This window comes from Micropruina sp., assembly GCF_047606665.1.
Classification (GTDB): domain Bacteria; phylum Actinomycetota; class Actinomycetes; order Propionibacteriales; family Propionibacteriaceae; genus Micropruina.
Genome location: NZ_JASGEF010000007.1, coordinates 268,980 through 288,923, shown reverse-complemented (window position 1 = coordinate 288,923; position 19,944 = coordinate 268,980). Strand labels below are relative to the sequence as shown.

Here is a 19,944-nt window from a genome sequence, read left to right as displayed (position 1 = left end):
AGTGTCTCGACGTGCCCGAGCTGACTTCCGCCCAGCGCGCTGCCTTGGAGCAGCTGCGTACGTCGTCGGTCGCGGTGGGACGGTTGGCGACGTTGTTCGCCGAGGCCGGGCACGAGTTGTACCTGGTCGGCGGGCCGGTGCGGGACGCGCTGCTGGGCCGGGTCGGCAATGACCTCGACTTCACCACCTCGGCGCGTCCGGACGAGATCGAACGGCTGTTGCGGCAGCTGTCACCTGCCATCTGGGATATGGGCCGTGCCTTCGGAACCATCGGTTGCGCGGTCACCGAGCCGGACGGCCGCAAGCTGGTGATCGAGGTCACCACGTTCCGGTCGGACGCCTACAGTTCCGACTCGCGCAAGCCGTCGGTGGTGTTCGGCGATCACCTGGGCGGCGACCTGGTGCGCCGCGATTTCACGGTGAACGCGATGGCGCTGGACATGGTCAGCGGGGAGCTGCTGGATCCGTTCGGCGGGCTGGCCGACGCCGAGCACGGTGTGCTGATGACGCCGTCCACCCCGGAACTGTCGTTCAGCGACGATCCACTGCGGATGATGCGGGCCGCCCGGTTCGCCGCCCAGCTGGGCTTCCGTCCTGCCCCGGACGTGGTGGCGGCGATGACCGCGATGGCGGAGCGGATCGCGATCGTCTCGGCCGAACGGGTCCGGGACGAGCTGGTCAAGACGATCATGGCGCCGAACCCGCGGGTCGGGCTGAACCTTCTGGTGGTCACCGGGCTGGCCGCCCAGGTGCTGCCCGAGCTGCCGGCGCTGCGGATGGAACGCGACGAACACAACCGGCACAAGGACGTCTACGAGCACACCCTGACCGTGCTCGACCAGACCATCGACCTGGAGCCCAGGCTTGGCGGGCCCGATCTGATCGCCCGGCTGGCGGCGCTGCTGCACGACATCGGCAAGCCGCGGACGCGACGGTTCGAACCGGGCGGCAAGGTGTCGTTCCATCACCACGACGTGGTCGGCGCCAAGATGGCGACCAAGCGAATGCAGGCGCTGAAGTTCCCCAACGAGCAGATCAAATCGGTGGCCAAGCTGGTCGAGTTGCACCTGCGGTTCCACGGCTACGCGGACGCCGACTGGACCGATTCGGCGGTGCGCCGCTACGTCCGCGACGCCGGCGACGAGCTGCAGCGGCTGCATGTGCTGACCCGTTCGGACTGCACCACCCGCAACGCCCGCAAGGCCGCCCGGCTGCGGACCGCCTATGAGCAGCTGGAATGGCGGATCGACGAGCTGGCCAAGCAGGAGGAACTGGACGCCATGCGTCCCGATCTGGACGGCACCCAGATCATGGCGATCCTCGGCATTCCGCCCGGTCGGGACGTCGGACGGGCCTACAAGTACCTGTTGGAGAAGCGGATCGACGACGGTCCGTTGGGCGAGGAGAAAGCTCGCGAGACGCTGCTGCAGTGGTGGGCGGAGCAGCAAGCCTCCCGTTGATCGGGTTCCGGGGTTCGCGGCTGTTGCGGCCGCTCAGCTGTGGCAGGGGACGGCCTGGCTACCACTCGAGTTATCCACAGTTTTCTGAGACCCCCTAGAAACACCGGCGGATGGCCCCCTACGCTCATCGAACGCATTACCACAGCAAGAGGTATCCGACGATGACCGACACGCGCATGTCACCGGCCACCGCCACGGTCAGGCCACGGCGCAATCTGCGCTGGATACTGATTGGGGTCCTCGCGATCTGCCTTGGCGGGCTCGGCTCGGCGGTTCTCTACACCAGCGTGGCCGATGCCACCTCGGTGTTGAAGGTCAACCGCACCATCTATCGCGGCGAGGTGATCGGACCGACAGACCTGGGCCCGGTCAGCCTCGGCAGTCACCTCGGAGTAGAGACTGTGCCGGCTGCGCGGGCGGACGAATTGATCGGCAAGACCGCATTGCTCGATTTGTCCAACGGTTCGTTGGTGACGCCGGCGTCCATCGGTGAGCCAGAGGCTGAGCCCGGCTTTTCCCGATTGGGCCTCAAGCTGACTGCCGGGCAGGTTCCGATATCGGCGTTGCCGGCCGGAAGCACGGTGGTGTTGGTGCCGATCACAGCCGTCAATGACGGCAAAGAAGCCGGTTCCGCCTTCCGCGCGACTATCGCGGTGGCACCGGCGGTGTCGCCCGACGGCAGCACCACGCTCGAGGTCACGGTCGCTGATGCCGACAGCGACCAGGTGGCCCGGTTGGCGGCCGCTGGACGACTCGTCGTGGTGAAGCGGGCACTCTGATGGCGATCGTCGTACTCACCTCCGCCGGGAATGCCCCCGGTGTCACCACGACCGCTCTAGGACTGGCGCTGACCTGGCCGCGTCCGGTGCTGCTGGTGGACGCCGACCGCACCCCGACCCAGGCCGTCCTGGCCGGCTATCTGCGTGGTGAACACCCTGGTCAACGCGGTCTCGGACGCCTACTGCAGGCCACCCGCGAACGGCGTCCGCTGGCGGAGCTGCTCGATGACGAAACCATTGAGTTGCCGCCGCTGCGGCCGGTGGACGTGCCGACGCGGTTCCTGCCCGGCTTCCCGCACCCCGGCGTGGTGGGGTTGTTCGGGTCGGCCTGGCCCGACTTGATGGACGCCCTGGCCGCGGACGATCGGGACGTCCTGATCGATGCCGGACGGATCGGCGTCGAAGGCCTGCCGGCGCCTCTCATGCAGCAGGCCGACCAGATCCTGGTGGTCACCCGGACGTCGCTGGTCGCCCTGGCCGGTCTGCGGCTCTATCTGCCGATGGTGGCCGAGACGTCGACCGAGACCGCATTGGTGCTTGTCGGCAGCGGGATGCCGTACAGCAGGGCCGAGGTTCAGGGCCAGTTCGCCACCACCATCGCCGCCGAGGTGGCGCATGCGCCGGCGCCCGCGGCGGTGCTCAGCGACGGTGGCCGGCCACCGCGCCGCTTCGGCGACTCGTCCTATGTCCGCAGCCTGCGGGCCGCGGCCACCTCGATCGTCGGCCGGCTGGACGCGACCCGCGAATTGATCGGGGCGCGGCCATGACCAGGCTGACGACGATTCCGCTGTGGCAGGACCTGCCGTTCGAGACGACGGTTCCCGCCGATCGGCTGCCGGGTCGGCGTCCGCGCCGCGCCGTGGCGTCCGACTGGGCCGCCACCATCCCCGCCTCCGCCCCCGAGCAGCCGGTGGGCATCGACTGGAGCCTGGTCGTGGTGCTGCGCCGCAAGGCGTCCGAATTGATCGCGCGGGCTCTCGCCGACCATGCCGAGACCCACCGCACCGCCATGCCCGACGTGGATCGCCGCCTGCTCGGCCGCTCGGTGGTGCGCCAGGTCGTCCGCGACCACGCAGAGGATCTGTCCGTCAACGGGCAGGCGCTGTGGCCGATAGCGCTCGAACACGCCTATGCCGCGGGGGTGGAGAATGCCATCTTCGGCTACGGCCGGTTGCAGCCACTTTTCGAGATCCCGGACGCGGAGAACATCGAGATCCACGGCTACGACTCGGTGATGGTCCAATTCGGCGACGGCCACCGGGAGATGCGTCCGCCGGTCGCCGATTCCGATCAGGAGTTGGTCGAGGCGATCCGGTTCCTGGGCGAATCGGTGTCGCCGGCCCGCCCGTTCGACGATGCGCACCCGACCATGACGCTCGCGTTGGGCGATCGCTTCCGGCTCCACGCGATCGGCTTTGGCTTGTCCTATCGGCCGTCGATCACCATCCGGCAGCACATTCTTACTGACGTGTCACTGAAGGATCTGGTGGGCACGGGAATGCTGCCCGATCAGGTCGGACGCTTCCTCCACTCTGCGGTGATGGCGCGGAAGTCCGTGGTTATCGCCGGCGATCAGGGTGCCGGAAAGACGACCTTGTTGCGGGCGTTGATCGACGCGATTCCGGACAACGAGCGGTTCGGCACGCTGGAGACCGACTACGAACTTCTCACCCATCTGCGGCCGAACCGGCGCAATATGCTCGCTCTGCAGGCAAAGGTCGGGCTCGGTGAGCGACAGGACGGACGCCGGCTCGGCGAATACACGGTCGCCGATCTGATTCCGGAAGCTCTCCGGCAGAACCTGTCGCGGCTGATTGTGGGCGAGGTACGCGGTACCGAGGCCGGCGCCATGTTCGAGGCGATGCAGTCCGGTGCTGGCACGTTATCCACAACCCATTCGCATTCGGCCGCGTCCACGATGGACCGGCTGGCCTCGCGGGTCGCCCAGGGTGGCGTGCTGAGCGTCGACGAGGCCTACCGGCAGATCGCCCACCACATCCATCTGCTCGTCTACGTCCGGCTGGTCGACGACACCTGGCGGGGCGGACGGCGGACCCGCCTGGTCGCGGAGATCAGGCAACTCACCGGCGCCATCGAAGCCGGGCGTCCGAGCACGCATCTGGTCTACGCGGCGCCAACCGCCACCACGCCGATGATCTTCCACCCGGAGCCCGAATTCGCCGCGGAATTGGTGGAATTCGATCACGTCTGGGAGTCGTCGTGACCGCGGCGCTGGCCGGTCTGCTCGGCGTGGCGCTGATCGGCGGCCTGGTTCTGGTGGGCGCAGGTCTCCGGCGCCGGCCGCCGCGGCCGGCTCGGCGGACGTCCGGGTCGTCGTGGAGCTCGCGACTGGTAGCCCTGGCCCGCGGCCAAGGGCTGCGGCTGGCGATCGGGGTGGTCGCCGGAATCGGCTTCGCGGCGGTCACCGGCGTCGCCGTCATGGCGCTCGTCGTCCCGCTGGCGGTGGTCGGGCTGCCGATTCTGCTCAGCGCACCGCCGAATCGTGACATCCAGATGCTGGAGGTGCTCGACCGATGGGTGCGTGGCCTGGCGGCCACGCTGCCGACGGGGCGGTCGATCACCGACTCGATCCGGGCATCGGTGCGTAACGCCCCTGAATTATTGGCCGCTCCGCTGGCACTGCTGGTGGCCAGGCTCGACGAGCGATGGACCGCTCCGGAGGCATTGCGGGCGATGGCCGACGAACTGGACTCGCCGGACGCCGATGCGATTCTGGCTGCGTTGGCGCTGGCTGCCGAGCGTGGCGGCACCGGCGCCACCGCCACCCTGCACGCACTGGCGGATTCGATCCAAGATCGGCTCAGGGCGCAGCGCGAGATCGACACCGAACGGGCCAAGCCGCGGATCGTGGTCCGTCAGGTGACGGTGATCACCGTGGTGGTACTGGCCGTCGCCCTGGTGTTCGGCCGCGAGTTCTTCGCCCCCTACGGCACACCGATCGGGCAGGTGCTCCTGGTGTCGCTGCTCGCACTCTATGTCGCATCGTTGCTTGTCATGCGTCGAATGACTCTCCCACGACGCCGGGACCGGATTCTGCGGAGCCTGCGATGACCGGGCTCTTGCTGGCGATCGTCTCCGGGGTTTTGGTAGCCGCCGGGCTGTGGGCGATGAGCGGGCTGTTCGTGCCGGCCCATCCCCGGCTCACCGACGCGCTTCGGGTACTGGACGGCCGCGTCGAGACCGAGATCGACGTCCCGGCGCCGGAGTCGCGCGGCGACCGAATGGGGGCCTGGGTGCGCCACCGGATCCCCGGCCGGGTGGACGACCGGATCGGTCGCCAACTGCAGTTGCGCGGCATCGGACTCGACCGGTTCTACACCTACAAGGCGCTCGCGGCGCTGGCCGGGTTCGTCCTGCCGACGGTGGTCGGCGCTGCCCTGCTGCTGCTCGCCGGCCAGTCGATGGCGATGCCGCTGCTCGTCGCCGTTCTGTTCGGGCTGGTCGGCTTCTTCGTGCCCGACATCGTGATCGGACGCCGGGCCCGCAGCGTCTCTGCCGACGCGACCGAGGCGCTGCTGACCTTCATGGACCTGGTCACGCTGGAACGGCTGGCCAACTCGAGCGCTACCCAGTCGCTGCATACCGCCGCCGCGGTCTCCGAGCAGGCGGTGTTCGTGGCCATCCGGGATTCGCTGCAACGCTCCCGGCTCGAACAGCGCGCGCCGTTCGCCGAGCTGAAGAAGCTGGGCGAGACGCTGGAGTTGCCGGCCCTGTGCGACGTCGCCGACGTGATGAAACTGGACGACTCGGGGGCCTCACTGTCCGACGCGCTGCGTGCGCGGGTCAAGGAGTTGCGCGACGCGCACCTGACCAGGGCGAAGGTCGAGGCCGCCGCCGTCTCCGAACGGATGACCTTCCTGATGGTCATCCCCAGCCTGATCTTCGGGCTGCTTTTCCTAGTCCCACCCCTGCTCAGACTGCTGAGCACCTGACGTCCTCATCTGTAAGGAGTACCGCCATGACCACCATGCTGCACACCCTGATCGGGTTCCTGCTCAGCCCGCCGAAGCGGAGCGAGAAGGGACTCTCCCAGTCCACCGAGAATGCCCTGCTGCTCGCCGGAGCGGTGGCGGTGGCGCTGATCATCGTCGGTGTGGTCACCACTTTGGTGGATACCAAGATGGACGTCCTGCGGAACCAGTGAGCGAACGCGGGGCCGCTGAGTCCACCCAATGGGCGTTGCTGGTCCCCGCGTTGCTGCTGACCGTGCTCGGCACCATCCAAGCCGGAGTCTGGCTGCATGGCCGCGATGTCGCGGCGCAGGCGGCGACCGCGGCCGCCGAGCACATCGCATGGGACCGGGGCTCTGATTCGGATGCCACAGCCATGGGCTGGCGAATCGCCGACGCCGGCGGCCTGGTCGGTGCCGACGTCCGAATCGAACGGCGGGCCGGCACCGTCCGGGTCGTGGTGACCGGGCAGGCGCCACTGATCGTCGACCTCGGTTTGGGCGCGGTGACCGAACATGCCGTGATGCCGTTGGAAAGGACGGGGCGATGAACCGGGCAGGCTCCGAACGGGGAGCGGCCGCGCTGGAGTTCGTGGTTATCGTGCCGGCACTGGTGCTGCTGATCGCGATGACCATCGGCGCGGCACGGGTCTGGCACGGTCACACCGTCGTGGAGCAGATCGCCGGCACCGCGGCACGGGCCGCGTCGCTGGCCACCACACCCGGACAGGCTAGGGCGGACGCCGAGCGGATCGCCCGCGACCAGGCTTCGACCCGCGGACTGAATTGTTCGGCGCTTAGCGTCGACGTGGATGTCTCCGGCTTCCGGCTGCCGGTCGGGCAGCCGGCTCAGGTGCGCACCAGGGTGTCCTGCAGCGTGCCGTTGGCCGACCTGCTGGTGCCCGGTTGGCCGGGGCACTGGGACCTGGACGCCGAGGCCAGCTCGGTGCTGGACCGCTATCGAAGGAGAGGCTGAGATGGCTCGATTGCGTGCTCTCGCCGCAGCGCTGGTGCTGCTGGCGATTGTTGGCGCGGTCCCGGTGGGGCTGTGGTGGTGGGGGGTGTCGCCCGCCGGCCTGGCCGCCCTGCTTCGTCCGGACGACGGCTCGGGCATTCTCGCCGCGCTGACCCTGGTCGGCTGGGTCGCCTGGCTGGCATTCACGGTGTCGGTGGTGATCGAGGCCGTCAACGTGATCGGCCACCGGACGGTTCCGCTGCAGCTGCCGATGCTGGGCGGGCTGCAGGCCTTGGCCGGCGCGCTGGTGGCCACTGCGCTCTCGAGCGTTGTCGTGCCCGCCACGGTCGCGCCGCCGGCAGCTGCTGCCCCTGCTCGGGTGGCGACCGCTGTCGAACCCGGCGCCGACGCCCGTACGAACGTGGCTCACGACGAGTCGGCCGGTTACCTGGTCCGTCCCGGCGACGATCTGTGGAGCATCGCGGAGCAGCTTCTGGGGGAGGGCGGTCAGTGGCGGCTGCTCGCTGAGGCGAACCCGGACATTCTCGTGAACCCGACGGTGGATCTTCGCCCCGGCGTCCGGCTGACGGTTCCCGAGGTCCCCGATTCCACCCATCGGGCGCCGGCCAAGCCGGAGAGGAAGCGGCCGGGCGCCACCCCGCTGACCGTCGTGGTCGAGCGCGGCGACACCCTGAGCGGGCTCGCCGAGGAACACCTAGGGTCGGCGTCCGCCTGGCCGCGCATCCACCAGGCCAACCGCGACCGGATCAAGGACCCCGACCTCATCGACATCGGCTGGAGGCTGCTGATCCCTGCGCGGACCACCGCAGGCACTCCGAAACCGGCGCACCACCGTCCGGTGCGCAAACCGGTGCCGGCCCCCGAGGTGCACCGCCCGCAGATCGAGCAACCGGCCCCCACGCCGGCAACAGCCCGGCCCTCGGGCGAGGCGTCCCCGTCGAGCCAGGAGCCGCAGACCGGCCAACTGCCCGAGATGTCGGCCGCTCCGGCCTCCGACCCGGCCTGGCCGTTGCTCGGCGGGCTCTCGGCGGCCGCCGCCGCGATGATTATCGCCGGGGTGAGCCTGGCCCGGCTCGACCAGCTGCGGGCGCGTCCGTTGGGTCATCGGATCACCCACCCGCCGGTGGACGTCCGCCGCTACGAGACCGCGTTGGGCCGGCGTGAGCGACCCGATGTGACGGCGCTGCTGGAGACCGCGCTGCGTGCCTTGGGCGCGCACGCCCATGGCGTCGGCCGTCCGTTGCCGCGGCTGAGTCTGGTGCGACTCGACGGCTCGGGGGTCACTTTCGTGTGGTCGGAGGTGCCGGCGCTCACCCTGCCGGAGGGTTTCCGGCGCGTGACGGCGACATCGTGGCGGCTGACCCGCGCGACGGCCGACAAGCTGCCGCAGTCGTCCCACCCGGTGCCGTTCCCGGCGCTCGTGACCGTGGGCCGGGAAGCCGAGGGCGGCTGGATCATGGTCGATCTCGAGGCCCGCTCACCACTGGCCCTGGACGGTCCGCGCCTCCTGCGGCACGCCGCGGCCGCGGCGATGGCGGTCGAACTCTCCTGCTCGCCGTGGGCCTCCGAGCTGACCCTGACGGTGGTGGGCGGCGACGAGGTGTTCGTCCGCGCCGCCTGCCCCGAGCTGGTCCGGTTCCACGCCGAACCTGCCGGTGCGCTCGATGCGCTGGCTGCGGTGGTACGGCAACGAGCGGACGCCGACGCACCCACCGCCTTGCTGCGGACCGATCCCGACCGGGCCGAGGCCGGTGCCGCCCAGATCGTCCTCGTCGCCGACGAGCTGGACGAGGCGGACCGCGTCCGCTTCCTGGAGTTGTTGGACGACCGCGATCTCGGCGTCGGCGGGGTGATCGCCGGCCGCGGCGAATCGGCATTGGTGCTGTCGGGCACCGAGGACGACCCGCACGCCCGCCTCGACCCCGATCGGCAGGAGCTCCGTCCGCACCTCGTCCCGGCACACACACGAGCCGCGATCGGGACGATCTTCGTGGCGACCGACGAGCTACCCGACGACCAGGCCCCCTGGTGGTCGGAGGCCGACAACGTCCGGACGCTGACGCCGCGACGCGAGTCGGTCCGGATCGGTGAACCCGAGCCCGAGGTCGTGCACCACCCCTATCTGCGGCTGCTCGGCCCGATCGAGCTGCTCGGCGCCGCCGGCCCGACGCCCGCCCGGTCCCGTCGGCAATGCGAGGAGTACTGCGCCTGGCTGCTGGAGAATCCGCAGAGCATGGCCACCCGGATGGCCGCCGAACTGGTGGTGGCTGAGACCACCCGGCGTTCGAATATGTCGCGGCTGCGCTCGTGGCTCGGTTCGGACGCCACCGGCAAGCCCTATCTGCCGGAGGCCTACTCGGGCCGGATCGAGCTCCACCCGGCCGTCGAATCCGACTGGCAACGGGTGCAGACGCTGGCCGCGCCCGGTGTCAACCGACTAACACCCGAGACGCTGGTCGCCCTGCTGGAGTACGTCCGAGGTGCCCCGCTGGCGGACGCAGCGCCCGGACAATGGCGCTGGGCGGAGGAGTTGCGGACCGACATGTCGTCGCTGGTCCGGGACGCCGGCGTGGTGCTGACCCGGTGGGCGTTGCATCATCACGACCTGGACGTCGCCCGCTGGGCCGCCGCCCGCGCGCTGTTGGCGGCACCCGAGGATGAGCTGCTGCTCGTCGAGCGGATCAACACCGAGGCTCTCGCCGGCAACCCCGACGAGGTTCAGCGCCTGGTGCGCTGGGTCACCGGTCAAGCACGGGTGCTCGGCGTCGATCTCGCGCCGGAGACCATCGAAGCTTGTCAGCGAGCCATGGAGGGCCGGACGCGGCCGCGCGCAGCCCGCTGAGTACGGCATGACCCCAGGTCGGCGATCCGTCGTAGGCTCGCTGCATGGATCCTTCCGAGATGCGGGTCAGCTACGAACGGGACAGCCTGGACGAGGCACACGTCGCCACGGTGCCCCTGCGGCAGTTCGAGACGTGGTTCGACGAGGCGGTCGCGGCCGGCGTGGGGGAGCCGAACGCGATGACGGTGGCCACCGTCGGAGCCGACGGCCGTCCGTCCACCAGGATTGTGCTGATGAAGGGTTTCGACGAGGCCGGGGTCGTCTTCTACACCAACTACCGCTCCCGCAAGGGCCGCGAACTGGCCGCCAACCCGGTCGCCGCGCTGCAGTTCCACTGGGCCGAGCTGGAGCGGGTGGTACGCATCGAGGGTTCGGTGCAGCGCACCACCGCCGCCGAATCGGACGCCTACTTCGCCAGCCGCCCGGTCGGCTCCCGGATCGGCGCCTGGGCGTCCCCGCAGAGCGAGGTGATCGGGAATCGCGAGGTGCTGCTGGCGAATGCCCAGGCGGCGTCCGAACGCTACGGGGACGATCCGCCGCGACCCGAGCACTGGGGTGGATTCCGCGTGGTGCCGGACACCTGGGAGTTCTGGCAGGGACGGACGTCCCGGCTGCACGACCGGCTGCGCTACCGGCTGCTTCCGGACGGCAGCTGGGTCAGGGAGCGGTTGGCTCCCTGACCCAGGTGAGGTGAGGTCTCGACAAGCTCGACCAACGACGGTCCGTCAGGGGACCACGATCACCGGGACCGGCGAGTTCCGGACGATCTTGGCGCCGCCGGAACCCAGGAACACGTTGGCCAACTGGTGGGTGCGCGACGACCCGACGATCAGCACGTCGCCGTCGGTCCAGGTCACCCCACCCAGGGCGTAGGCCCACGACGAGCCGCGGGCCACGTCGACGGTGGCCTCGACACCACGCGAGGCGAGGTGCGCCAAGGCCTCCTGCTGGGCGCCCTTCACCTGATCGAGCAGCTTGGCGTACACGACTTCCTCGTCGCCCCGGACCGGTGAGGTCACCATCGTCCGGTGCTTCAGGGCGACCGTCAGCAGCCGCAACTCGGCACCGGCGCGTTTGCAGATCTCAGCGACTTCGTCGAGCAGCTTCCAGGTGGCGTCGTCGTCGCGGAACGCCAGGGTGACCCGGTTGATCTTCGAACCCGGCGCCGGGTCGTAGCCGCGGGGAGCGAGCACCACCGGCACATTGGACGAGTGCAGCAGTCGGTCGGTCTTCGAGCTGACCGTGATCCGTCCCTCGGGTCCGTCGGTGCCGGAACCGACCACGATCAGCCTCGCGTTCAGCTTCGTAGCCTGTTCCATGATGGCCGCCGGCACCGAGCGCCCGGTCACCCAGGTGGCCTCGGCGGTGATGCCGGGTTCCCTGGCCAAGATCTCCAGGGCGGCCTTGGCGCTGGCCTCGCCCTCTTCGGCGGCCCAGGTCTCGAACTCACCGTCCGTCGCGGCGCCGGCGGAGGTCTCCCAACCGCGCGGCACCACGGTCAACGCGTGCACCGTGTCCGGCTCCGAGCGGGCGAACTGGCATGCCAGGGCGAGCACGCCCGAGTCGTCGGTCTGCGGTCGATAGCTGACCAGGTATGTCATTCGTCGTCCTTGCCCTTGGGTTCAGCGATCTCTTCCAGTGACTTGTAGGTGTTGAGCGTCGCGTGCTGACGGCCGTAGAACCAGTAGTACGCCCACACGACGATCATCCAGCACCCGAAGATCGCCCAGGTGAGGGCAGAAAGGCCCGACAGCACGTACAGGCAGGCGACGATGGTGAGGATCGGGACGACCGGGTAGAACGGCACCTTGAACGGACGCTCCAGGTCGGGGTGGGTCCGCCGCAGCACCATGATCGAGACGGCCACCACGGTGAACGCCATCAGCGTGCCGATCGAGACGGTGTCCCACAGGTACTCGGCCGGCACGAAACCGGAGACGATCGCGACCAGCACCGACACGAAGACGGTGTTGTAGGTCGGGGTCATCGTCTTGGGGTTGACCGCGAGGAATTTCTTCGGGATGAGGCCGTCGCGGCCGACCGCGAACAGGATGCGGGTCTGGCCATACAACGTGACCAGGGTCACCGAGAAGATCGAGATCACCGCGCCGGCGGCCAGCACCGTGGACCAGATCTGGTTGCCGGTCACGTCGGCCAGGATCTTGGCCAACCCGGCCTCGCCGGCGGCCTCGGTGGAGAAGAACTCGACCGGCTTGGCGGCGATGCCGGCACTGGCCACCAGAATGTAGATGGCGGTGACGATGATCAGTGCCCCGATGATGGCCCGCGGCAGTGCTTTCTGCGGGTTCTTGACCTCTTCACCGGCGGTCGCTACCGCGTCCAGGCCGATGAACGAGAAAAAGATGGTGCCGGCCGCGCCACTGATTCCAGCGGCCTGGGCGAAGAAGTTGTTGAAGTGGTCGGCCTGGAAGGCGCTGAACCCGATCGCGGTGAACAGCACTAGGACGCCGAGCTTGATCATCACCATGATCGCGTTGACGGTGGCCGACTCGGACGCGCCGCGGAGCAGCAGCACCATGCAGAGCAGGATCAGGATCATGGCCGGCAGGTTGATGCCGCCACCGGTCGCCTCGAAGCCGCCCTCGCCATCGGGGATGGGGACGAACGACAGCGACAGGAACTTCGGGATCGTGAAGCCGAAGATGTTGTGCAGCAGTTCGTTGAAGTAGCCGCTCCAGCCGACCGCGACGGCGGACACGGCGACGCCGTACTCCAGCAGCACGCAGCCGGCGATCAGCACCGCCGCGCCCTCGCCGAGGGCGTGGTAGGTGTAGGAGTAGGTCGATCCGCTGACCGGGATCGCGGAGGCCATCTCGGCGTAGCACAGTGCCGACAGGCCCGCGGCCGCGGCGGCGATGACGAACGAGATGAGGACGGCGGCGCCGGCCTTCGGGATCGCCTCGCTGAGCACGAAGAAGATGCCGGTGCCGACCGTGGCTCCTACGCCGAACATCATCAGCTGGAAGGTGCCCATGTTCCGGGCGAGCTCCTCGCCCTTGTGGTGCATGTGCTGGAACACGATCGGCTTCCGCCGCCGCAGTTGCTCGCCTATCGACACACTCATCTCGTCTCCCGATACGTTGTCCGACTGGGACTCGGAGACAAGCTAGCGGCTGGTCGGCGTCGTGGGAACAACCTGGCCGGGTTCTCTCATGACTGACTTGTTACGATTTCCTGTGATCAGGCGGTTTGCCGGTCAAAATGACGGCTGAATCCGGTGTTCGCACGCTCAACCACGGGTTGAGGGCCGATGCGCCGTCGAACGGCCACAGTCGCTCAGTCCCGGCTGTAGACCAGCACGCTGTACGGCGCGATGTCGACGTCGGTGTGCGCCGCCATGCCGTCCCGCTCGCCCGGCCAGGCGGTCAGGTCGAAGGAGTCGAAGTCGCCGAACTCGTCGGAGTAGATCGTCGCGTCGCTGTTGAACCGCAGCTTCCACAGCCCGTCGACCGGCATGCCGATGGTGTAGTCGTGGCGCGCCTCGGCGTCCAGATTGACCACGACGACCACGTCGTCGCGGGGGCCGTGATCCCACCAGCGCTGGAACGCGATCAGGTTGTTGTCGTCGTGGGCGTGGATGATCCGCAGCCCCGAACCCATCAGGCCCTTGGTCAGCCCGGCCAGGTTGCGGCGCAGCGCGATCAGGTCCCGGTACATCCGGACGATGCCGTGGTACTCCTGGTCGAGGTGCCAGTCCAGCCCGACGTCGTCGCGGAACCAGCCGCCCTGCAGGAACTCCTGGCCCTGGAAGAGCATCGGGATGCCCGGCGAGGTGAACACCAGAGCGGCGCCGACGGTGGACCGCTTCTGCGCCCAGTAGCCGTCCGGGTCGCCCGGGTCGATCTCCTGCGGCACCCGGGCCTTGCCGTTGGCCACCTCGTCGTGGGATTCGGTGTAGATCACCCGCGCGTAGCTGTCGCCGTAGTTGTTCGCGATCGCCTCGACCACCGCGGGAACCGACCGGTAGGCGTCGTCGGCGACGATGATCGCCTGCCGCACCGGGTGCACGAATTTCGCCTCCCACTGGGCGTGATAGCCGGCGCCCTCGGGACCGGTGCTGGTCACCGCAGGGTTGCCGTGGAGGTCCTCGGCGATGGTTATGGCGTCGGGGAATTCCTGGCGGATGCTGCGGTTCAGCCAGCTCTGCAGGCTCCAGCCGTCGGGCAGGTCGAAGTCGGCGTCGGCGTCCACCGAACGCATGTACGGGGTCATGTCGAAGCGCAGGCCGTCGACGTGGTAGTCGCGCAGCCACATGAAGGCGTTGTCCCGGATGAACTGGCGCACCTCGCCGCGTCCGTAGTCGGGACGGGTGTCGCCCCAGGGCGTGGTCGAGCGCCAGTCGTTGTAGAAGTAGATGCCGCCCTTGCCGTTCTCCGACCAGCCGTCGAAGCGCCACAGGTCGAGGTCGGAAGGGCCGAAGTGGTTGTAGACCACGTCCATGATCACCGCGATGCCGGCCTTGTGGGCCTCGCGGACCAGCGTCTTCAGGGCGTCCGGGCCGCCGTAGCCGCTTTCGGCCGCGAAGATGTGTGCCGGGTTGTAGCCCCAGGAGAAGTCGCCGGCGAACTCCGCGGATGGCATCAGCTGGACGGCGCTGACCCCCAGCCGCTGGAAGTGCTGCAGATTGGCCTGCACCGCCTCGAAGGTGCCGACCCGGCCGTCGCCGGCCGGTGCGAACGAGCCGACGTGCAGTTCGTAGATCACCAGGTCGTTGTGTGGCGGGCAGACGAACGCGTCGCCCTGCCAGTCGAAGGCGGCATGGTCGTAGATGACGCCGTTGCCGACCGAGTTGGTCACCTGGAAGGCGTACGGGTCGATCCGGCTGAGCGACTGGTCGCCGTTGCGGATCAGGTACCGGTACTCGTCGCCCGGACGCGCACCGGCGACGAAGCCGTACCAGTAGCCGTTGCCCTCGGACGTCAGCGGATCGCCGGCGTCCGACCAGTCGTTGAAGCTGCCGGTCACGGTGACCGAGTCGGCGTGCGGTGCCCAGACCCGGAAGCCGACGCCGCCGTCCGCGACGATCGCGCCCATCCCGTCCAGCGCTCTGGTGGGCAGACCGGGGTGCGGCGAGGCAGGCATGGCGCACAGCCTACCGGCGGGCCCCGAACGGCCCGAGGCCGTCGTCCACCTATCTTTGGTTCATGGTCATCTCCTTGCGCGCGCTGGGCGCGGCCGGTGCGGCGCTGGCGCTGACCGGGTGCGCCAGCATGGCGTCCCCTGGTGGGAGCAGCAGCCCTTCGGTCGGCTCGGTGCGGCCGTCGGCTTCGCCGGCGCCGAGCCACACGTCGGCCCCGCCGTCCGATGCTCCCGGCGCTTCGACCGCCGTGGTGCTCGAAGCCGGAGGGCTTTCCGGTGCCGACTTCGGCAGCGCCGAGAGCCGCGTCGAGGCGCTGTTGACCGCGAACGCGGGTCAACCCGACGACACCTACGCGGGTCGGGTCTGCGACTTCGACGATGCCAGCCCGTACGGCCGCCAGCTTTCCTACGGCGGTGCCGCGTTCCTGTTCCAGAGCAAGGCCAAGGGCACCGCGACGTCGCCGCGCACCTTCACCAGCTGGGTGATCAACCTCGACCAGAAACTTCAGCCGACGATGAAACTCGCCGACGGATATCCGGCGGAGGTCACCTTCGCGACGCTGAAGACCGCCTTCCCGAAGGGAAAGATGACAACGATCACACTCGGCGAATCAATGGTTCACGTGTTCAGGACGCCGTCGGGAATCTGGTACCGCGGCGATGACGACAAGCGGCCGTCCGATGTGGGGTCGGGTGCGATGGGTGCTTGCGAATAGATGTCCGAGAAACTGCTGGCGGGCCGTTACCGCCTGGAAAACGAGATCGGAGCCGGCGGCATGGGCCGGGTCTGGCGGGCTCGCGACGTCCGGCTCGATCGCGAGGTCGCGGTCAAGACGGTCGACCTGGGCCGGGTCAGCGACCCGTCCGTCGCCGGCCGGTTCCAACGCGAGATCATCCTGACCGCGAAGCTGACCAACCCGCACACCGTGACCGTCTTCGACGGCGGTGTCGACGGCAGCACCGCCTACCTGGTGATGGAGCTGCTGCGCGGCGAGTCGCTGGCCGACGCGATCTCTCGGCGCGGTCCGCTGAGTCTCACCCAGACCCTGGACGTCGCTCGCCAGGTGGTTCTCGGGCTGTCCGCCGCTCATGCGGTCGGCCTGGTGCACCGCGACATCAAGCCCGCCAATGTGATGCTCAGCGACGGCCGGGTGAAACTGCTCGACTTCGGCATCGCCCAGCTCATCGGTCAGGCCGACACGCACCTGACCGCGCCGGCGATGACCATCGGGACGGCCGCCTACATGTCGCCGGAGCAGGCCTCCGGGCATCGGGTGGACGCCGCCACCGACCTGTACGCGCTGGGTTGCCTGATCATGACGATGCTGACCGGGCGTCCGCCCTTCGAGGGCGATCAGGCCGTCGTGGTGGCGTCCAATCAGATCAACACGCCACCGCCGCGGCTGCTCAGCCGGCGTCCGGACGCCCCTGCGGCACTGGACGCCCTGGTGGCCCGGCTGCTGTCGAAGAACCCGCTGGAACGGCCGGACACCGCCGCCACCCTGCGGGCGCTGGAGCAGATCCAGGCCGACCCGCAAGCGCCCACCGTGGCCCTGCCGCAACCGGCAGCGCCGCCGATGCCGCAACCCGGGACCACGCCGATGCCGCAGACCCGGGCCTACACCCAAGTGGGTGGGCCGGTGCCGGGTCCGTCGGTGCCGGCGTCCGCCGCGCAGTCGCTGCGCCATCTGCAGCCGGCCGGCTCGTGGTGGATCGCCGGCGTCCTGGTCAGTCTGATGGCGGCTATTTTGGCCGGCGGCATCGCCGCCAACCTGACCGGCCTGGTCAGCAAACAGCTGTTCAGCGGCACCGGCCAGCCGTCGAAGTCGCCCTCGCCGTCGACCAAATCTCCCACGCCGAAGACGACGCCGAGCAAGACTCCGACCGCGAAGCCGCGCACCAGCACCAACACCCCTGACCCGGCCCGATCCCTCGGGCTCGCGGTGGCTCTGAAGGGTGTGGAGGCAGCCCTGAGCACACTGCCCGACAGCGACGCCAAGACCGAACTGTTGAATCAGTGGGAAACCGCCAGCGCCCGGATCGCCGCGAGCCAGACGCCCAAGAACACACTGACCGCGTTCGACAAGGCAATTGACGCCTCAGAGCTGGAAGGCTGGGAGAAGCAGGTGGTGCTGACCGCGACCAGCGCCGTCCGGGCACTGCTGTAGCGTCTGCAACCGGATCAAAGTGAGACGCGTCTGTCAACCAGACGCGTCTCACTGGACGATTTATGGTCATGCGATTCGAGTGATAACACTTGGTCCATGGTGGCGGTCGAGTTCATCAAGCATGTCTCGTACATCCTCGGCCCAAGCTGGTTCACTTTCGTCGTAGACAACATCAGCGAAAAGCTCGGCAAGCTCGGCACCGGCGGCGCGCCTGAACGCTGCATTGAAAGTGTCGACCCGTTGCCGGCCATGACGGTGCGCCTCAGGGATGACGCTGAGGTAGGCCCTTCCTAGGTTCATGAGCAGGGATTTTGCCTCCTCAGGTCCTAGGCTGGCCGCCTGCGCGTCGGCACGCGCCTGTGCGGTCAGTTCGACCCGGTTGGTCTCATACGCGTCGCCGATGAGTAAGTGTCCTGCAGCCATGGCGAGGGCCACGAGAATGAGAATCGCAGTATAGGTCAACGTAAGCAGCGGCCGGCCTGGCACCGTGCCGACTTCTACGGTCGTAGCGCCACCACCCGTCGCCGTCGCGATCACGAGGTTGTCAAACCCACCGACCACTAGCCCGAGAGTAACCGCGACCACCGCGATCATGATGGCGGCGGTCGACGCCACTTTTCCACCTTGCCGGCGAACGATCGAGGGGTGCGTCTTGTGCAGCCAGCCGCCGGCCACTAACGAAGCGCCGTTGACCGACAGTGACAGGGTGATTGCCGCGAGGAGTGCCGTTCGGTCGTCAGCACTAGTCAAGAGTGCTGTGGCGGCCTGTCCGTAGACGACCTCGGTGACGATCGCTGCTATCGCCAGGGTAATCAGCACGAAGACCAGCCATATCATCCTGGGGACGATCTGTTTGGCTCCCACTTTCAATGGCATGGCTATACCAAAGGTCCCGTCGGCATAAGAAGCGCGCATCATCGCGAATCGGGTGCCAATCATGGCGAGCGGAGATCGAGCCGCGTGTGCAACGAGGGGCCCCGACGGATGGGTGGGACGATGAGGTCCCGTGTGTAAATCTGCGGCGGGCCTGCTGGCATCAATTTCGCCGAGTTCTCGATAGGACTCGATTGCTCGGGGGTTCGCGTTGACGGTCGGAGGATCAGTTACCGACCATTCGGTGTCAACGATGTCTTCGGCAGCGATGAGACGTGCCTCCGCAGAAAGAACTGGGAAGGGATTGTTCGATCGGAACCTGAATTTCTGAGGCATCGGGATAGCCTTTCAGACGGTACGAAACTCGTAGGTGGCTCCGGCCCGTTTAGTCCATAGACCCACCACCGTGCGAAGATTTTCCAGGGATCCAGCGTCGAGCCGCGACCCGCGGCCAGCACCGATATAGATTATGTTGGGACGTGACGAGAGGTCCGGAGTAAGGCTGTCGGGAATCGAGTCAGCGACATGCTGGGGATCAGAGAGGACCGCTGCCTTGCAGGTTCCTCCTACGCTAAGGGTCGTATCGCAGAGGTCGGAAAAGACCCAAGCTTCAGACGAAGTGGGATAGGATCTGAAGGCGTCAGCCAGGCCGCCGAACAGTTCGGTGGCGGAGCCGTGTTTTTGAGAGCACGCGATCAACTCCGGTATCTTCACTCCCACAGCTTGCTGATTTGTTTCGCGGGCCTTCTTCTCCAGCGCGAGATTCTCCTGCACAGGCAGCCTGAATATGACGTCAGTGCACACGGCGGTGACATCAGAATTCATGGCACGAACCGCTATCGTGCTGCCCACAGACATGTTTCGGACGAGGTCGAGCGACTTGTTCTGCGCGGCTGCGAGAAGATCTGTTTCGTTGATCGAACCCGAGGTGTCGATGATCACTAGCTTGGTGATCTCGCGAGTAGGCCCATCCTCTGCGACTGGAGCGTTGCTGCAGCCGACGGCTAGCGGCAAGGACACGATGGCGATCGCGGAAAGGAATGAGAAGGATCTAAAGGTCGTCATTACGCGGCACTTCTTTCTGTCTTGTCGTTGTTGTCAGTGGGAGGGGTCGAACCTTCCGAGGTGGCCTCTGAACTCGGAATTATGGCTGCCACGCGGGCAAGGCCGATTTCGTTTACGTCGTCTGGTAGGGAAAGGGTGGTCGGTACGCGGTAGCTGAGTAGATGCCCGAAACGGTGCTCTCGTATAACCAGACGATTGAGGTCCGCGATAGCATCCAGCGCGTAGGCGGTCGTACTCGCAATTGCTATGAGGTGGCTTTCATGTACAGTGATCACTCGTTCGCGAGCTTTGAGGATCTCGCGCGCCAACTCGATCTGCCGAGCGCGGCCGCGCGAGATGCTGCTGGCCTGAAGCTCAGGAATGGTCGTTGTCGGTCCATCCATCAAGCTGTGGTCAAGGATGTGAACGCTCCCTACGATGAACTCGACATCGGTGGCCGCGCGGCGGATGGCATCAGCCTGAAGGCCTCGCACTCGCTGGACGAACAGAGTGGCGATGCGGGCGAAGCCGGGGGGTGGCGCTGCTGGACCGACCAAGACGTCCGGTTGATCGCGCCGGGCGAGCGTGATGGTGCTCGCCCAGACCTCAGCCAGCCCGGGATCTGTAGTTGGATCCCACCAGGACAGAGTCGAGTTAAGCACGGCACGGCCCACCATGCTGGGCGGCCGAGCTGCCCGTTCTTGGCCCCGGGCGGCACGACACCCTGTCCTT

Annotated in this window: 19 protein-coding genes; 13 read left to right on the top strand and 6 right to left on the bottom strand. The window is 67.9% G+C overall.

Translation table 11 applies throughout. The features are described 5' to 3' along the window. The first annotated feature begins 20 nt into the window (after nt 1–20). The 11 genes from QM619_RS02250 to pdxH all read left to right on the top strand — a co-directional run bounded on the left by QM619_RS02250 (nt 21) and on the right by pdxH (nt 10,707). Nucleotides 21–1,460 (top strand): CCA tRNA nucleotidyltransferase, encoded by a 1,440-nt coding sequence (locus QM619_RS02250; protein WP_415103933.1) that lies wholly within the window; start codon nt 21–23, stop codon nt 1,458–1,460. A gap of 161 nt (nt 1,461–1,621) precedes the next feature. Then, entirely contained in the window at nt 1,622–2,239 is a 618-nt protein-coding gene (locus QM619_RS02245; RefSeq protein ID WP_415103860.1) for an SAF domain-containing protein, read from the top strand. Then, complete coding sequence (locus tag QM619_RS02240) at nt 2,239–3,006, top strand: hypothetical protein (RefSeq protein WP_415103858.1); 768 nt, start codon at nt 2,239–2,241, stop codon at nt 3,004–3,006. Before QM619_RS02245 ends, QM619_RS02240 begins: the two co-directional genes overlap by 1 nt. Further along, nucleotides 3,003–4,463 (top strand): CpaF family protein, encoded by a 1,461-nt coding sequence (locus QM619_RS02235; RefSeq protein ID WP_415103856.1) that lies wholly within the window; start codon nt 3,003–3,005, stop codon nt 4,461–4,463. Before QM619_RS02240 ends, QM619_RS02235 begins: the two co-directional genes overlap by 4 nt. After that, the gene (locus QM619_RS02230) at nt 4,460–5,311 is read left to right on the top strand and encodes a type II secretion system F family protein (RefSeq protein ID WP_415103853.1); all 852 of its coding nucleotides are present in this window, start codon (nt 4,460–4,462) and stop codon (nt 5,309–5,311) included. Before QM619_RS02235 ends, QM619_RS02230 begins: the two co-directional genes overlap by 4 nt. Beyond that, entirely contained in the window at nt 5,308–6,192 is an 885-nt protein-coding gene (locus tag QM619_RS02225; protein WP_415103851.1) for a hypothetical protein, read from the top strand. Before QM619_RS02230 ends, QM619_RS02225 begins: the two co-directional genes overlap by 4 nt. Before the next feature lie 26 nt (nt 6,193–6,218). Beyond that, nucleotides 6,219–6,404: a hypothetical protein gene (locus QM619_RS02220; RefSeq protein WP_415103849.1), complete on the top strand. Its 186-nt coding sequence runs from the start codon at nt 6,219–6,221 to the stop codon at nt 6,402–6,404. Continuing rightward, nucleotides 6,401–6,760 carry a TadE/TadG family type IV pilus assembly protein gene (locus QM619_RS02215; RefSeq protein WP_415103847.1) on the top strand — a complete coding sequence of 120 codons (360 nt, stop codon included), beginning with the start codon at nt 6,401–6,403 and terminating at the stop codon, nt 6,758–6,760. The genes QM619_RS02220 and QM619_RS02215 overlap by 4 nt, the downstream gene beginning before the upstream one ends. Beyond that, the gene (locus QM619_RS02210; RefSeq protein WP_415103845.1) at nt 6,757–7,185 is read left to right on the top strand and encodes a TadE/TadG family type IV pilus assembly protein; all 429 of its coding nucleotides are present in this window, start codon (nt 6,757–6,759) and stop codon (nt 7,183–7,185) included. Before QM619_RS02215 ends, QM619_RS02210 begins: the two co-directional genes overlap by 4 nt. Before the next feature lies 1 nt (nt 7,186). Beyond that, entirely contained in the window at nt 7,187–10,027 is a 2,841-nt protein-coding gene (locus QM619_RS02205; RefSeq protein ID WP_415103843.1) for a LysM peptidoglycan-binding domain-containing protein, read from the top strand. 44 nt (nt 10,028–10,071) lie between these two features. After that, nucleotides 10,072–10,707, top strand: a complete 636-nt coding sequence (gene pdxH / locus QM619_RS02200; RefSeq protein WP_415103841.1) for a pyridoxamine 5'-phosphate oxidase — start codon at nt 10,072–10,074, stop codon at nt 10,705–10,707. A 45-nt stretch (nt 10,708–10,752) separates the two neighbouring features. Here pdxH and QM619_RS02195 read toward each other — a convergent pair whose 3' ends face one another. The 3 genes from QM619_RS02195 to QM619_RS02185 form a co-directional block, all read right to left on the bottom strand. Continuing rightward, nucleotides 10,753–11,628, bottom strand: coding sequence for a universal stress protein (locus QM619_RS02195; RefSeq protein ID WP_415103839.1), 876 nt, complete (start codon nt 11,626–11,628; stop codon nt 10,753–10,755). Beyond that, nucleotides 11,625–13,112, bottom strand: a complete 1,488-nt coding sequence (locus QM619_RS02190) for an APC family permease (RefSeq protein WP_415103837.1) — start codon at nt 13,110–13,112, stop codon at nt 11,625–11,627. Before QM619_RS02190 ends, QM619_RS02195 begins: the two co-directional genes overlap by 4 nt. A gap of 212 nt (nt 13,113–13,324) precedes the next feature. After that, nucleotides 13,325–15,130 carry an alpha-amylase family glycosyl hydrolase gene (locus QM619_RS02185; protein ID WP_415103835.1) on the bottom strand — a complete coding sequence of 602 codons (1,806 nt, stop codon included), beginning with the start codon at nt 15,128–15,130 and terminating at the stop codon, nt 13,325–13,327. Between the two features lie 62 nt (nt 15,131–15,192). On the opposite strand from QM619_RS02185, the gene QM619_RS02180 reads away from it, so the two are divergent. Then, entirely contained in the window at nt 15,193–15,843 is a 651-nt protein-coding gene (locus QM619_RS02180) for a hypothetical protein (protein ID WP_415103833.1), read from the top strand. Next, nucleotides 15,844–17,295, top strand: coding sequence for a serine/threonine-protein kinase (locus tag QM619_RS02175; protein ID WP_415103831.1), 1,452 nt, complete (start codon nt 15,844–15,846; stop codon nt 17,293–17,295). A 66-nt stretch (nt 17,296–17,361) separates the two neighbouring features. Here QM619_RS02175 and QM619_RS02170 read toward each other — a convergent pair whose 3' ends face one another. From QM619_RS02170 to QM619_RS02160, 3 genes are all read right to left on the bottom strand, one after another. After that, on the bottom strand, nt 17,362–18,504 hold the full coding sequence (locus QM619_RS02170) for a hypothetical protein (protein ID WP_415103829.1): 1,143 nt from the start codon (nt 18,502–18,504) through the stop codon (nt 17,362–17,364). A 12-nt stretch (nt 18,505–18,516) separates the two neighbouring features. Then, the gene (locus QM619_RS02165) at nt 18,517–19,110 is read right to left on the bottom strand and encodes a hypothetical protein (RefSeq protein WP_415103827.1); all 594 of its coding nucleotides are present in this window, start codon (nt 19,108–19,110) and stop codon (nt 18,517–18,519) included. 122 nt (nt 19,111–19,232) lie between these two features. Continuing rightward, complete coding sequence (locus tag QM619_RS02160; RefSeq protein WP_415103825.1) at nt 19,233–19,874, bottom strand: hypothetical protein; 642 nt, start codon at nt 19,872–19,874, stop codon at nt 19,233–19,235. Nucleotides 19,875–19,944 lie beyond the last annotated feature (70 nt).